The sequence below is a fragment of the Piscinibacter sp. genome, from assembly GCF_050175855.1.
In the GTDB taxonomy this organism is placed as follows: Bacteria; Pseudomonadota; Gammaproteobacteria; order Burkholderiales; family Burkholderiaceae_C; genus Piscinibacter.
Window position 1 is genome coordinate 1 of the sequence record NZ_JBFXIO010000098.1, and the last position, 12966, is coordinate 12966.

13 protein-coding genes are annotated in these 12966 nt (G+C 73.1%); all 13 read right to left on the reverse strand.

The genetic code is table 11. The features are described from left to right. Positions 1 to 142: 142 nt before the first annotated feature. Complete coding sequence (locus AB7U92_RS09790; RefSeq protein WP_428576001.1) at positions 143 to 952, reverse strand: SDR family oxidoreductase; 810 nt, start codon at positions 950 to 952, stop codon at positions 143 to 145. Continuing rightward, a complete protein-coding gene (locus AB7U92_RS09795; protein ID WP_428576002.1) occupies positions 949 to 1644 on the reverse strand; it encodes a TenA family transcriptional regulator in 696 nt (231 codons plus the stop codon). The genes AB7U92_RS09790 and AB7U92_RS09795 overlap by 4 nt, the downstream gene beginning before the upstream one ends. Further along, positions 1641 to 3116, reverse strand: coding sequence for an AMP-binding protein (locus AB7U92_RS09800; RefSeq protein WP_428576003.1), 1476 nt, complete (start codon positions 3114 to 3116; stop codon positions 1641 to 1643). Before AB7U92_RS09800 ends, AB7U92_RS09795 begins: the two co-directional genes overlap by 4 nt. After that, positions 3113 to 3685, reverse strand: a complete 573-nt coding sequence (locus AB7U92_RS09805) for a thermostable hemolysin (protein ID WP_428576004.1) — start codon at positions 3683 to 3685, stop codon at positions 3113 to 3115. Before AB7U92_RS09805 ends, AB7U92_RS09800 begins: the two co-directional genes overlap by 4 nt. Positions 3686 to 3843: 158 nt before the next feature. Then, a complete protein-coding gene (gene glcF / locus AB7U92_RS09810; protein WP_428576005.1) occupies positions 3844 to 5076 on the reverse strand; it encodes a glycolate oxidase subunit GlcF in 1233 nt (410 codons plus the stop codon). A 25-nt stretch (positions 5077 to 5101) separates the two neighbouring features. Then, positions 5102 to 5815: an LrgB family protein gene (locus AB7U92_RS09815; protein WP_428576006.1), complete on the reverse strand. Its 714-nt coding sequence runs from the start codon at positions 5813 to 5815 to the stop codon at positions 5102 to 5104. 4 nt (positions 5816 to 5819) lie between these two features. After that, entirely contained in the window at positions 5820 to 6164 is a 345-nt protein-coding gene (locus tag AB7U92_RS09820; RefSeq protein WP_428576007.1) for a CidA/LrgA family protein, read from the reverse strand. A gap of 3 nt (positions 6165 to 6167) precedes the next feature. Continuing rightward, positions 6168 to 7259 (reverse strand): glycolate oxidase subunit GlcE, encoded by a 1092-nt coding sequence (gene glcE, locus AB7U92_RS09825; RefSeq protein WP_428576008.1) that lies wholly within the window; start codon positions 7257 to 7259, stop codon positions 6168 to 6170. A 4-nt stretch (positions 7260 to 7263) separates the two neighbouring features. After that, positions 7264 to 8763 (reverse strand): FAD-linked oxidase C-terminal domain-containing protein, encoded by a 1500-nt coding sequence (locus AB7U92_RS09830; protein WP_428576013.1) that lies wholly within the window; start codon positions 8761 to 8763, stop codon positions 7264 to 7266. Positions 8764 to 8893: 130 nt separating this feature from the next. Beyond that, a complete protein-coding gene (locus tag AB7U92_RS09835; protein WP_428576009.1) occupies positions 8894 to 10096 on the reverse strand; it encodes an FIST signal transduction protein in 1203 nt (400 codons plus the stop codon). Continuing rightward, entirely contained in the window at positions 10093 to 10758 is a 666-nt protein-coding gene (locus tag AB7U92_RS09840) for a PhaM family polyhydroxyalkanoate granule multifunctional regulatory protein (protein ID WP_428576010.1), read from the reverse strand. Before AB7U92_RS09840 ends, AB7U92_RS09835 begins: the two co-directional genes overlap by 4 nt. 69 nt (positions 10759 to 10827) lie before the next feature. Then, positions 10828 to 12639: a TraB/GumN family protein gene (locus AB7U92_RS09845; RefSeq protein WP_428576011.1), complete on the reverse strand. Its 1812-nt coding sequence runs from the start codon at positions 12637 to 12639 to the stop codon at positions 10828 to 10830. Between the two features lie 10 nt (positions 12640 to 12649). Further along, positions 12650 to 12966: retropepsin-like aspartic protease family protein (locus AB7U92_RS09850; RefSeq protein ID WP_428576012.1), on the reverse strand; the 317-nt coding region annotated here is incomplete at its 5' end.

A 12966-nucleotide genomic window follows, 5' to 3' on the forward strand; every position in this document is an offset into this window, starting at 1 on the left:
CGCTTCTCGCGTTCGCTGGCCGGTGTCTGGTAGCGGATCACTTCCCAGTCGTGCTGCAGCTGCACGACGTCTTCCTCCACCGTGCCGGCGCGGGCCAGCGAGGTCAGGGCGAGGGCGGCCAGGAGGGCCAGGGGCATCTTCTTCATGGGAGTGTCTCCGCGGGAGTGGGGTTCAGGCTGGCGCGGTGCTTGTCGAAGGCACCGTCCAGCCATTGCGGCACGGCGCCGTTCAGGCGCACGGCCAGCTTCTCGGGCAGGCCGAGGAAGCGTTCGGCAGCCTCGCTCTCGAGCAGCGCGACGAGGGCCTGCGCCACCGTCTCGGGCGCGTCGACCGCGGTGCCGGTGGCGCGGTTGTAGGCCTCGACGCGCGCGTCGTTGAAGCCGGTGCGCGTGCTGCGCGGGCCGAGGTACTGCACGCGCACCGGGCTGCCGTGCAGTTCGCGGCGCAGCGCCTCGCAGAAGCCGCGCAGGCCGAACTTGCTCGCGCTGTAGACCGCATAGCCGGGCAGGCCGAGCCGGCCCAGCGCCGAGCCGACGTGGATGACCTGCGCCTTCGCCTGCCGGCGCAGCACCGGCAGCAGTGCCTGCGTCAGCCGCATCGGCGCGACGAGGTTGGTGTGCAGCACCTGCTCGAAGTGCTCGGCACCGAACGACTCGAAGCGTCCGAAGCTCGGCGTACCCGCCGCGTTGACGAGCACGTTGGCACGCCAGGAGGCCGCGGCCTCGCGCAGCGCCGGCAGGCTGGCCGGGTCATCGAGGTCGGCGGCGTGCCATTGCACGCGTGCCGCGGTGTCGCCGTGGCCGCCGAGCTGCCGGGCCAGCGCGGCCAGTTTGCCCGGCGAGCGGCCGGAGAGCATCACCGAAGCGCCGCGCGCCAGCAGCTCCTTCGCAATGGCCTGGCCGATGCCGCCGGTGGCGCCGGTCAGCAGCACGCGGGCGTCGGCGGCCTTCATGCCAGGGCCTCTTCGAGGTCGGCCGTGAACTCAGGCAGCGGCAGGCCGCGGAACACGTCGCCGTAGAGCCGGTAGAACGCGCGTGCGGCGTGCACGATGGCGGCGCGGTCTTCCGGCGCCTCGATGCGGTCCATCAGTAGCGCGAAGTGCGCGGTGTGCTGCTGGTCGAGCGTGCCGTGCGAGCGCAGGTAGCTGAAGGCGCGGTCCGGCAACTGCAGGTGGGCCTGGATCTGGTCGGCGGCCTGCAGCGCCAGCGCGACGCTGGTGCCTTCGAGCACGTGCACCATGCCGAAGAAGCCGAGCGGGTTGCGCCGCGCGATCTGGTCGTAGGCATAGGCCACCATCACCTCGGTGGCGTGGGCCGGCCGGCCGTGGCGCACCGCATCCGCGTCGGCGCCGCAGGCGGTGATGTCGTCGAGGATCCACTCGTCGTGGCCGGCTTCCTCCTCGATGTATTCGTCCATCGCCTCGTCCAGCCAGGCGGCGTGGTGCGGCGGCAGCGCGGCCTTGCAGGCCTCCAGCAGCGGCACGGTGTGGCGCACGTGGTGGTAGGCCTCGGTGAGGAAGGCCACGTAGCTCGGCAGCGACACGCGGCCTTGCAGGCAGCCCTGGATGATGGGTGCGCTGACCAGGCCGCCGCGGGCGTCGGCGGTCTCGCGGACCAGCTGGGCGAAGAACAGTTCTTGGGTCATGGGGTCTCCAGTGCCGGCTCGGCCAGGCCCAGGGCCTGGGCGTGCCGTTGTTCGATGGCGGCGCGCTGCGGCCGGCCATTGGCGGTGGCCAGGCCGGTTTCGGTGCTGAACGCGGCGGTGGCGCGGCACCAGCGGCCGATGCGCGCGTAGTCGGGCAGCGTGACGTTGGCGAGCTGCACGGCGGCCTCCAGCGCGGCGTCGTCGAGCTCGGGCCGCATCGGCCACAGCACCGCCGACAGCGCCGGCTGCGCCTCGCCGAACACCACCGCCTGCGCGATGGTCGGCTCTCCTCGCAGCGCGGTCTCCACCCACTCGGGGCTGACGTTGCGGCCGAAGGCGGTGATCAACACCTGCTTGCGGCGGCCGCGCACGTGCACGAAGCCTTCGGCGTCGATCTCGCCGAGGTCGCCGCTGCGCCACCACGGCGGCGGCGCGGTCGCGTCGCCGAGGTAGCCCAGGAACAGGCTGCCGGCGATCTCGATTTCGCCATCGTCGGCGACGCGCAGCCGCGCATGCGGCAGCACGCGGCCGGCCGAACCGGGGCGCTGCGCGCCGGGCAGGTTGAGCGTCTGCACCGAGCCGCCTTCGGACAGGCCGTAGCCTTCGCAGGCCGGGATGCCGACGGACTGCGCCGCGGCGATCAGCGGCGCGCCCACGGCGGCGCCGCCGACGGCGACGATCTTCAAGGACGCCGACGCATGCTGGCCGGTGGCCTGCAGCCAGCCCGTCCAGGCGCGCAGCATCTGCGGCAGCAGGATCACGCTGTGCGCCTGGGTGCCGAGCACCGTGGTGTTCAGCCGCGCCGGATCGAATTGCGACGATCCCTGCAGCCCGATCTGCTGCAGTGGCGGCGCGACGCAGGTGGCGCCTTGCGACAGCGCCGCCAGCGTGCCGGCCACGTTCTCCAGCAGCACGGCCAGCGGCAGCGCGCTGAGGTGGCGGCCGATGGCCAGCGGGCCGAGCGCCTCGGCCACGCCGCTCGCCACCGCCGCCAGCCCTGCGCGGCCCAGGCACACGCCCTTGGGCGTGCCGGTGGTGCCGGAGGTGAAGGTGATCTTCACGGTGCCCTCGGGCATGGCGACGGGCTGCGCCGGCAGGCGCAGCCAGGCCAGCGGCTGGCCCATCAGTTCGACGGCCACGGCCGGCAGCGGCGCGAAGCCGGGCGCGGCCTGTGGCGCCGCCAGCAGCGCATCGGCCCCGGCGGCGCGCAGCGCGTGGCTGATCTGCGCCGGCGTGAAGAAACCGGGCAGCGGCAGGTGCACGATGCCCGCTTGCAGCGCGGCAAGGTCGGCGGCGATCCAGGCGGCGCCGTTGTCCATCAGCGTGGCCAGTACGCGCACGCCCTGCGCCCGCCACGACGCGGCCAGTGCATCGACCTCGCGGTGCAGTTGGTCGTAGCGCCAGGCGCGCAGTCCGTCCTCGATGGCCACGCCCTGGTGGGCGCGCCAGGCGTCGAGCAGGTCGGCGCTCATGCGGTGGCTCCGCGCAGTCGGCGCGCCAGCGTGCGCAGCGCCAGGGGCAGGTGGCCGGCCAGCACCACCGGGCGGTGGGCGTAGTAGTCGCCCCAGTCGGCGGCATCCGGGCCGAGCCGCGCCGGGTCGGCGGCCCCGAGCGCCAGCGGCGTGACGCCGATGCGCACGAACAGGTGGCGCAGTTCCTCGGTCAGCGTGCTGACCACCCACTGCGCGCCGCGCGCGGCCAGGTGCGGGCCGAGCAGCAGGATCAGGCGGCGCCCCTCGCCGGAACGAGCGGCGGCGAGATGGCCGACCTCGACGATGCCTTCGCGCACCGGCAAGGCGCCGGCACTGCGATGCAGGGCGGCATCGACCGGTTCGTCGAGGTAGCGCTCGAGAAAGAGCGGCTGCGTGTCGGCGAAGCGGTAGCCCGCAGCGGCGACGATGCGGCCGTCGCCGTCACGCAGGCTGACGAGGCAGGGCGCGAAGCGGCGCACCGTGGCGCCGAAGCGCTCGGCGTAGACGGCGCGGATGAAGCGCTCCACCTCCGCTCGGCCGGGGTCGTCCGCGCCGTGCATGTGCAGCATCGAAGGGCTCTCGGGCGTGCGCGCGGCGGCGCACGACGGGGCTGGTGGCATTCGGGCTCCAGGGGCGCCCGTAAAGGCGCCGACAGTGATGGAGTCGATGCTCGGTAACCCTGATTAGCTTCCCCTTAAGCAGCCTGCGCGAACCGTGACGGATTGCGTCAGGCCAGCGCTTCGTCGAGCACTTCGATCCAGTGCTTCACCGGCGTGGTGGTGCCGGTGCCGAGATGCTGGATGCAGCCGATGTTGGCCGAGACGATCACTTCCGCCTGCAGCGGCGCGAGGTTGGCGAGCTTGCGGTCGCGCAGCTGGTACGACAGCTCCGGCTGCAGCACCGAGTAGGTGCCGGCCGAACCGCAGCACAGGTGAGATTCGCTGGTGGCGAGCTGCACGTCGAAGCCGAGCGCGGCCAGGTGCATCTCGACGCCGCCGCGCAGCTGCTGGCCGTGCTGCAGCGTGCACGGCGGGTGGAAGGCGAGCTTGCGCGCCCCGCGCGCGCGCAGCTTCGGCTTCAGTCGCGGCACCAGGTCGGGCAGCAGCTCGCTGATGTCCTTGGTCAGCGAGACGATGCGCCGCGCCCGCTCGGCGTAGGCCGGGTCGTGCGCCAGCGCATGGGCGTAGTCCTTCACCTGCGCGCCGCAGGCCGATGCGTTCATCACGATCGCCTCGACCTTGCCCGTCGACACCAGCGGCCACCAGGCGTCGACGTTGCGGCGCATGTCGTCCAGGCCGCCATCGACGTCGCCGAGGTGCGTGCGCAGCGCGCCGCAGCAGCCGGCTTCGTCGGCCACCAGGGTCTGGATGCCGGCGGCGTCGAGCACGCGCGCGGTGGCGCTGTTGACGTTGGGCATCATCGCCGGCTGCACGCAGCCCATCAGCATCAGCACCTTGCGCTCGTGCTCGCGGTTCGGCCAGCGATGCGCCTGCGCGGGCATCTTGCCCGGCACCTTGTTCTTCAGCGCCTCGGGCAGCAGCGGGCGGGCCAGCTGGCCGAGCTTCATCGCCGGGGCGAACAGGGCCGAGGTCAGGCCCTCCTTGAGCAGCCAGCGCACCGCCTTCTCGCCAGCCGGGCGCTCGACGCGCTCTTCCACCACCTTGCGGCCGATCTCGACGAGGTGGCCGTACTGCACGCCCGAGGGGCAGGTGCTCTCGCAGTTGCGGCAGGTCAGGCAGCGGTCGAGGTGCTGCTGCGTCGCGCGGGTGACCGGCTTGCCCTCCATCACCTGCTTGATCAGGTAGATGCGCCCGCGCGGGCCATCGAGCTCGTCGCCGAGCAGCTGGTAGGTCGGGCAGGTGGCGGTGCAGAAGCCGCAATGCACGCACTTGCGCAGGATGGCCTCGGCCTCGGTTCCTTCGCGGGTGCCGTGGAATTCGGGGGCGAGTGTGGTCTGCATGAAGCGTCTCGAGTTTGCGTCGTGTTCAGAACAGCCGTGCCAGCAGCGGCATGAGCAGCGCGGCCAGCACCACTTGCACGCCCAGCGCCAGGCCAGCGTACGCGCCGGCGTCAGGGTGCACCTGCAGGGCGCGGGCGGCGCCGATGCCGTGGGCTGCCGTGCCCAGCGCGAAGCCGCGCACCTCGGGCTCGGCGATGCGCAGGGCGTCGAACAGGTATTTGGCGCTGACCGCACCGGCCAGGCCGGTGAGCACGGCGAAGGCCGCGGCCAGCGCCGGGATGCCGCCGAGCTGCTCGGCGATGCCCATGGCCACCGGCGCGGTCACCGACTTGGGCGCGAGCGAGCGCAGCACGGCATCGGGCAGGCCGAGCAGCCAGCCCAGGCCGACCGCGGTGGCCGCCGCCGCGAACCCGCCGGCCAGCGCCGCCACCAGCACCGCGCGGGCACGCGCGCGCAGCTCGGCGCGGCGCTGCCACAGCGGCCAGGCCAGCGCCACCACCGCAGGCCCCAGCAGGAAGTGGATGAACTGCGCGCCGGAGAAATAGGTCGGGTAGGGCGTGCCGCTTGCAGCCAGCAGCGCGGCCAGCGTGATCACCGTCCACAGCACCGGGTTGGCCCAGGGCGCATAGCCGGCACGCTCGTACAGCATCTGCGCGATCACGTAGGTGACCAGCGTGGCGGTCAGGCCGAACAGCGGCGTGGCCGAGAGGTAGACCCAGAGTTCGACGAAGCTCTGCATGTCCTCAGGCCCCGCGAGGCAGCAGCGCGCGCAGCACCAGCGCGGTGACGGCCATGCCGGCCCAGGTGGCCACCACGATCACCAGCAGCATGCGCGCGCCGTACTGCGAGATCAGCGCGAAATGCGTCATCACGCCCACGCCCACCGGCACGAACAGCAGCGACAGGTGCGCCAGCAGCGCATCGGCCGCGGCGCCGACGTGGCGCTGCACCGGCGCCCAGCGCAGCGCCGCCAGCATCAGCAGCAGGCCGAGCACCGGGCCGGGCAGCGGCGCGCCGGCCAGCCGGACCAGCGCCTCGCCGGCGGACTGGGCGAGCAGCAGCCATGCGAGGCCCCGCAGCGCGTCCATGGGTCAGAGCCCCGGATACATCCGGCCAGGGTTGAACACGCTGCTCGGGTCGAAGGACTTCTTCAGCTCGCGGTGGATGCGGTCCAGCGGCGCCTTCAGCGGCGCGAAGGCGCCGGCGCCCTTGTCGCCGCGGAACAGCGTGGCGTGGCCGCCCGCCTTCGCCGCCGTGTCGCGCACCAGCGACGCGGGCGCGGCCGAGCAGATCCAGCGCTGCGCCCCGCCCCATTCGATCAGTTGCTCGCCGGGCAGGCTCAGCGGGGGCGTGGTCGGCGGCACCGACACGCGCCACAGCCGCGCGCCGCCCTCCACCGCCGCGGCGGCCTTGGTGAAGAACTCGTCGTGCTGGTGACGCAGGCCGTTCCAGAACGGCGTGGCGTGCGCCGGCTCGATCAGCTCGCCGCCCAGCCGGGTGATGGCCGAATTCACTGCCGCCAGCGCGCCGCGCAGGCGCAGCACCAGCGTGCCGTCCCACCAGGCGCTGGCGTTGACCGGCAGCGGCTGGCCGCCCCATTCGTTGAGGCGGCGGATCGCCTCGGCCTCGTCCATGGCGAAGCGCAGTGTCGCGGTCGCCGGCGCCACCGGCAGCACCTTCAGCGAGACCTCGAGGATCACCCCCAGCGTGCCCATCGAGCCGGCCAGCAGGCGCGAGACGTCGTAGCCGGCGACGTTCTTCATCACCTGGCCGCCGAAGCTCAGCACCTCGCCGCGGCCGTTGAGCAGCGTGGCACCGAGCACGTAGTCGCGCACCGCGCCCACGGCGGCGCGCGACGGGCCCGACAGACCGGCCGCGACCATGCCACCCACCGTGGCGCCGGCGCCGAAGTGCGGCGGCTCGAAGGGCAGGCACTGACCCTGCTCGGCGAGGGTGGATTCCAGCTCGGCCAGCCCGGTGCCGCAGCGCGCGGTGACCACCAGCTCGGTGGGCTCGTAGCTGGAGATGCCCTCGAGCACGCGGGTGTCGAGCAGTTCGCCGGCCGGCGCCTCGCCGTAGAAGGCCTTGGTGCCGCCGCCCTGGATGCACAGCTGCGCGCCGGCCGACTGCGCGCTCTTCACGCGGTCGACCAGCATCTGCAACGCGGGATCATTGATCGACATGGGTTCAGAAGCGGGGAATGTCGGCGAAGGGCAGCAGGCCGCGCGAGACGTGCATCTTTCCGTACTCGGCGCAGCGGTGCAGGGTGGGGATCACCTTGCCGGGGTTGAGCAGTTCCTTCGGGTCGAAGGCGCGCTTGAGGGCGAACATCTGCTCGCGCTCGGCCGGTGCGAACTGCACGCACATCGAGCTGAGCTTCTCCACGCCCACGCCGTGCTCGCCGGTCACCGTGCCGCCCATGCGCACGCTGGTCTCGAGGATGTCGGCGCCGAACAGTTCGCAGCGGTGCATCTGGTCGGGGTCGTTGGCGTCGAACAGGATCAGCGGGTGCAGGTTGCCGTCGCCGGCGTGGAACACGTTGGCGCAGCGCAGCTGGTACTTCTTCTCCATCTCCTGGATGGCCAGCAGGATGTCGGCCAGGCGCTTGCGCGGGATGGTCGAGTCCATGCACATGTAGTCGGGGCTGATGCGCCCCGAGGCGGGGAAGGCGTTCTTGCGGCCGCTCCAGAACTTCAGGCGCTGGGCCTCGTTCTCGCTGACCGAGATCGCGGTGGCGCCGCAGCGCTGCAGCACCTCGACCATGCGGCCGATCTCTTCCTCCACCTCTTCCGGGGTGCCGTCGCTCTCGCACAGCAGGATGGCCTCGGCATCGAGGTCGTAGCCGGCGTGCACGAAGTCCTCGACGGCCGCCGTCATCGGCTTGTCCATCATCTCCAGCCCGGCCGGGATGATGCCGGCGGCGATCACGCTGGCCACCGCGTCGCCGGCCTTCTTCATGTCGTCGAAGCTGGCCATGATGCAGCGCGCCAGTTGCGGCTTGGGCACCAGCTTGACCGTGACCTCGGTGGTGACGGCCAGCATGCCCTCGCTGCCGACCAGCACGCCCATCAGGTCGAGCCCCGCGGCGTCGAGCGCCTCGGAACCGAACTCGACCGCCTCGCCCTCGACGGTGAAGCCGCGCACGCGCAGCACGTTGTGCACCGTCAGGCCGTATTTCAGGCAGTGCACGCCGCCGGAGTTCTCGGCCACGTTGCCGCCGATCGTGCAGGCGATCTGGCTCGACGGGTCGGGCGCGTAGTACAGGCCGTGGGGCGCCGCGGCCTCGCTGATCGCGAGGTTGCGCACGCCGCACTGCACGCGCGCCGTGCGCGACAGCGGGTCGACGGCGAGGATGCGGTTGAACCTGGCCAGGCTCATCGTCACGCCCAGCTTGTGCGGCAGCGCGCCGCCCGACAGGCCCGTGCCTGCGCCGCGTGCCACCACCGGCACGTTCAGGCGGTGGCAGGTGCGCAGCACCGCGGCCACCTGTTCCTCGGTCTCGGGCAGGGCCACGGCCAGCGGCTGCTCGCGGTAGGCCGTGAGGCCATCGCACTCGTAGGGGATCGTGTCCTCGCTGTGCCACAGCAGCGCGTGCGCGGGCAGCACGGCGGAGAGCTCGGCCACCACCTCGGCGCGGCGCGCGGCGCGGTCGGTGCGGGGCGCGGCATCGCTCGGCACGGCAGCCATCTCGAGCGTGGAAGGGGCGTTCACGGGCGGTCTCCGGCGGGGTACGGCTCAGCCGCGCACTGTAACTCCGCGAGGAATGACGCCGGATCGAAGCTTCTTTGCGATGCGGGTGAAACTGCCGCGACTGGACTCAGCCGCGAAACACCGTCAGCACGCCGGTGTAGCCGTAGAGGTGGTGGCGGGCGATCTCGCCCGCGGCGAAGAAGCCGACCAGCGGCACGTCGCCCAGCGCGCGGCGCACGATCTGAAGCTCCGCCGAGGGCGCGCCGAAGTGTGGCCCGCCGCGGCCCGAGCAGCTCACGTAGACCGCTCCGGCGATGCCCGATTCGGCCGGCTCCGGCGTGCCCCCACCGGGCAGGGTGGCGGCCAGCGGCAGCTCGTCGGGTGCGAGTTCCTCGCGGATCTCGGCGCAGATGCGCACCAGGTCGCGCCGCGCTGCCTCGGTGTGGCGCTGGCAGAAGGCGAGCTCCAGGCCTTCGGGGGCGTGGTCGCCGATGGCGATGCCGCCGCGGCCCGGGTCCAGCCCGATCAGGTGGCGCACGCGGGTGTCGGGCCCGAAGGCGCCGCGGCGGGCGCTGGGTGCGTCGGCGCTGCGCTCGGCCGGGTCGGCCAGGCCCACCAGCGTCTGGCGGATCTGAGGCAGTACCTCGCGCGGCTCGCGGCCGGCCACGCCGAGGTCGGCCAGCAGGCAGTCGAGGGCCGGCTCGCCGTCGAGCTTGGTCACCACGTTGCCGGCGGATTCGGTCACCGTGCGCGAGCGGCCGACCGGCTGGCAGCCTTGCGTCACGCGCGACACCAGCCCCACCGCGCTGGTGAAGGCCACGCCCGACAGCCCGCCGGCGAGCACCGCGTCGGCGATGTGCAGCGTGCGGTTGCGCGCCGAGGCCAGGCCGCCGAACAGGTAGCCGGTGGCGGTGCGGTCGCTCATGTCGGTGAGCAGATCAGCGAGTTCCGGCGTGGCCGGATCGGCGTGTACCTGCGCCGTGTGGGCGGCGAAGTTCCCCAGCGGCCGTGCGCCGGAGAAGACGCGGAAATCGCCGCGCGGCAGCTCGGCGAGCATCACCGTCAGCGCCGGCTCGTCGAAATACTCCACCTCGCTGGCCGCCACGCCGATGCCGTCGCAGCCCACCCAGGCCACGCCCGGCCAGTGGCGCTGCAGCTCGGCCAGCAGCGCCTCGGCCTGGCCGGCGTAGTGGTCGGTCAGGTAGACCCAGCCCAGCGTCGGCTCGAAGGGCGCGCGCTCGCGGCGCTGCGCCTCCAGCTGCGGCTGCACCATCGCCAGCGCATAGCGCCAGTCGGGGTGGGTGGCGTGGGCCTGCAGGAAACGCTTCACGGCGCACCCTTTTTCTTCGAGATCGACTTGCGGGTGGCGGTTCGCGCCGCCGCGCCGGCGCCGCGCGCCACCGCGCCGGGCACCGAGGCGGCCTTCTTCAGCGTCTGGCCAGCGGCGTCGAAGCTCTGCTTGACCATGGTGCCGGCGAGGTTCTTCGCCGCGTCGGTAGCGCCGTCCTTCATCGCGCTGGCGGCCAGTTCGGTGAACTGCTTGGTCAGCGCGCCCCACCACTGCATCGGGTCGACCGGCTGGGCCACGGCCGCGCTGGCGGCGGCCTTCTTCGCCGCCGGCTTCTTCTTCGCCGGAGCCGCTTTCTTCGCCGGCTCGGCAGTCACCGCCGAACTGGCCGCGGCGGCCTCGGGCATGCGCAGCGTCATCGCGTCGCGCAGGTCGTCCATCCGCACGTTCATCGTCTTCAGGGTCGACAGCGTCATGCGCTGCACTTCCAGGGCCTGGATGGTGGCGCCGAGCATGCGGGCGTTCTGCTCCAGCCAGAACTGCACCGTGCGCAGCTCCTCGATGCGCTTCTCCAGCTCCTCCGGGTTCAGCGTCGGCGCCACCCACTGGCCGATGTTGGGCAGCGCGGAGCCGGCGTTCTTCACCAGGCCCTGCAGGAAGTCGAAACCGGGAACGAGCTTGGCGAAGGCGGCGGCGTCGGCCATGGGAGTCTCCTCGGGTGGTTGTTCTGGGTGCCGTCGATGGTACGCGGGCCTGTCACGCGATCAACGCGATCAACGCGACAGCGCCAGCAACCTCGCCAATCGTGCGTCGTCCGGCCGCTCCACGGTGTTGATCTGCGACAGCTGCGCGTGCGCCTGGGCGAAGAAGGGCCGGGCCTCGTCGGCGCGGCCGAGCGCCAGCAGGTTCTCGGCGATCTCCTCGGGCACGAAGCCGTCGCTCTCGCCGGCGGCGGCCAGCTCGGCCTCCAGCGCACGCAGCAGGGGCAGGGCCTCGTCGTGGCGCGCCAGGGCGCGCAGACCGCGCGCCACCGTCCAGCGCGCCTCGCGGACGCGCTGCGGCTTGGCGCCGTCGCGCTCGCGGGCGGCGAGCGCGGCGCGGAAGTGCTGCAGTGCCTCGTCGTGGCGGTCGGCCTCGTGCAGCGCCCAGCCCAGGTTGTGGGTCAGCGAGGCCTCCCAGCGCCGTGCCTGCGGGTCGGCTGCGGAACGCGCGGCCTCCAGCGCCCGGCGTGTCCAGGCCATCTGTTCCTCGGGGTCGTGCTGCACCAGCGCCACCATGTGCAGAGCGTCGACGTGCAGGAACTCCAGCTTCGCCGTGCGCGCCAGCTGCTCGGCCTGCAGGAACAGCGGCCGTGCCCGCGCCGGCTCACCGGCCGAGCGCCAGGTGCGGCCGCGTTCGAGCAGCGTGCGCACGCGCGGCTCGGGCCCGGCGCCGGCCAGCTCGGCATCGACCGCGTCGAGCTCGCGGTGCGCCTCGCCGAACTGCCGCCGCAGGCCCTGCGTGCGGGCGATCTGGGTGCGCAGCGACAGCGCGGCATCGTGCGTGGCCTCGGCCAGCGCGGCACGGAAGCGCGCTTCGCTGGCGGACGGGTCGTCGAAATCCCACAGGGCGAGGATGTCGGGCATGGCCGGCTCCAGCGGGATGCGCTCGACGCGGTAGCCGCGGTGGGCCATCAGCACCGGCAGGCTGCGCGCGCCGGTCAGGTGCAGGCTGCCGACGGCGGCGAACACCGAGCGACCGCCGCGGTGCAGCGAATCCAGCCGCGCCGCCATCGCCGGGTGGCGGTCGTCGAGCAGGCGGCGCATCGCCGCCGCTTCGGCCGGCGTGCGCTGGCACTCGCACCACTCGGCGTAGCGGGCCAGTCGGGCATGGTCGCCGCGCGCCCACAGCTGCACGACCTGGCCGAGCATCTTCTGCGCCCGGCCGCTGTCGAGTTCGTCGAGGGTATGGCGGGCCAACTCGAGCAGCTCGGTGCGGGAGGCAGCGGCGATCGTGCGCAGCTGCTCGTCCACCGTCTCCAGCGCCGCCACCGGCTTGCCGTCGCGGCGGGCGAGCGCCGACAAGGATGCGTCGATGCCGTAGCCCGGCTCCAGGCCCTGGCGGCGGCCGGCCAGCATGGTCAGCGTGGCCAGCTGCAGCTCCGGCCGCAGAGCGGCAAGTTGTTCCGCCACGGCGCATTCGGCCCGGGCGCGGCGTTCGAGCCGCTGCTGCAGCGGCGCAGGCAAGGCGTCGCCGGGCCGCGCGGCGCTGCCGGCGGCCAGGCGGCGCTGCGTCTCGGGGTCGAGCAGGTCGAGTTCCACGGCCAGCACCTGGCTCTGCGTCAGCGCCAGCGCAACGCGCGGGCCGGGAAAGGCCCACTCCAGCCGCGCCACGTGCACGGTGCCGTACAGCCACGAGGTGCGGCCATCCTTCTCCAGCTTCCACAGGAAGCCGCGGTCGCGAGCGGCCTGCCGGGCTTCGGCCAGCGCCTGCGCCGTGGGTGGCGCAGGCGGCGGCGGGCAGTCGTCCTGCGCGAATGCGGGCAGGCCCGTGGCGAACCCGAGGGCCGCCAGGGCACGGCGCAGGCGAGCGGTCAGCCGATCCATGGCCTCCAGCTTAGCGGGCCGAACGCGCCTCGATGCGCAGCACGCCGTCCACCTGCGTCCAGCGCAGCCGGCCGAGCACGTCCATGCCCAGCAGCGGCCTGTCGTGCAGGCCGGCCAGGGCCACCACGCGCAGGCGTTCGGCGCGAATGCCGCCGCGCAGCTCGACGTCGGCGCGCATCACCTCGCCCGTCACCACGCCGCCGGCGGTGCACGACAGCACCGTGCCGATCGCCTCCAGCCGCAGCTCGCGCGCCAGCGCGGCCGGGATGGCGGTGCCGGTGGCACCCGTGTCGACCAGGACGTCGACCGCACGGCCCTCGATGAAGC

Coding starts and splice junctions, on each gene's coding strand:
- AB7U92_RS09790 (WP_428576001.1), bottom strand. CDS start 952: ATGAAGGCCGCCGACGCCCGCGTGCTGCTGACCGGCGCCACCGGCGGC.
- AB7U92_RS09795 (WP_428576002.1), bottom strand. CDS start 1,644: ATGACCCAAGAACTGTTCTTCGCCCAGCTGGTCCGCGAGACCGCCGAC.
- AB7U92_RS09800 (WP_428576003.1), bottom strand. CDS start 3,116: ATGAGCGCCGACCTGCTCGACGCCTGGCGCGCCCACCAGGGCGTGGCC.
- AB7U92_RS09805 (WP_428576004.1), bottom strand. CDS start 3,685: ATGCTGCACATGCACGGCGCGGACGACCCCGGCCGAGCGGAGGTGGAG.
- glcF (WP_428576005.1), bottom strand. CDS start 5,076: ATGCAGACCACACTCGCCCCCGAATTCCACGGCACCCGCGAAGGAACC.
- AB7U92_RS09815 (WP_428576006.1), bottom strand. CDS start 5,815: ATGCAGAGCTTCGTCGAACTCTGGGTCTACCTCTCGGCCACGCCGCTG.
- AB7U92_RS09820 (WP_428576007.1), bottom strand. CDS start 6,164: ATGGACGCGCTGCGGGGCCTCGCATGGCTGCTGCTCGCCCAGTCCGCC.
- glcE (WP_428576008.1), bottom strand. CDS start 7,259: ATGTCGATCAATGATCCCGCGTTGCAGATGCTGGTCGACCGCGTGAAG.
- AB7U92_RS09830 (WP_428576013.1), bottom strand. CDS start 8,763: ATGGCTGCCGTGCCGAGCGATGCCGCGCCCCGCACCGACCGCGCCGCG.
- AB7U92_RS09840 (WP_428576010.1), bottom strand. CDS start 10,758: ATGGCCGACGCCGCCGCCTTCGCCAAGCTCGTTCCCGGTTTCGACTTC.
- AB7U92_RS09845 (WP_428576011.1), bottom strand. CDS start 12,639: ATGGATCGGCTGACCGCTCGCCTGCGCCGTGCCCTGGCGGCCCTCGGG.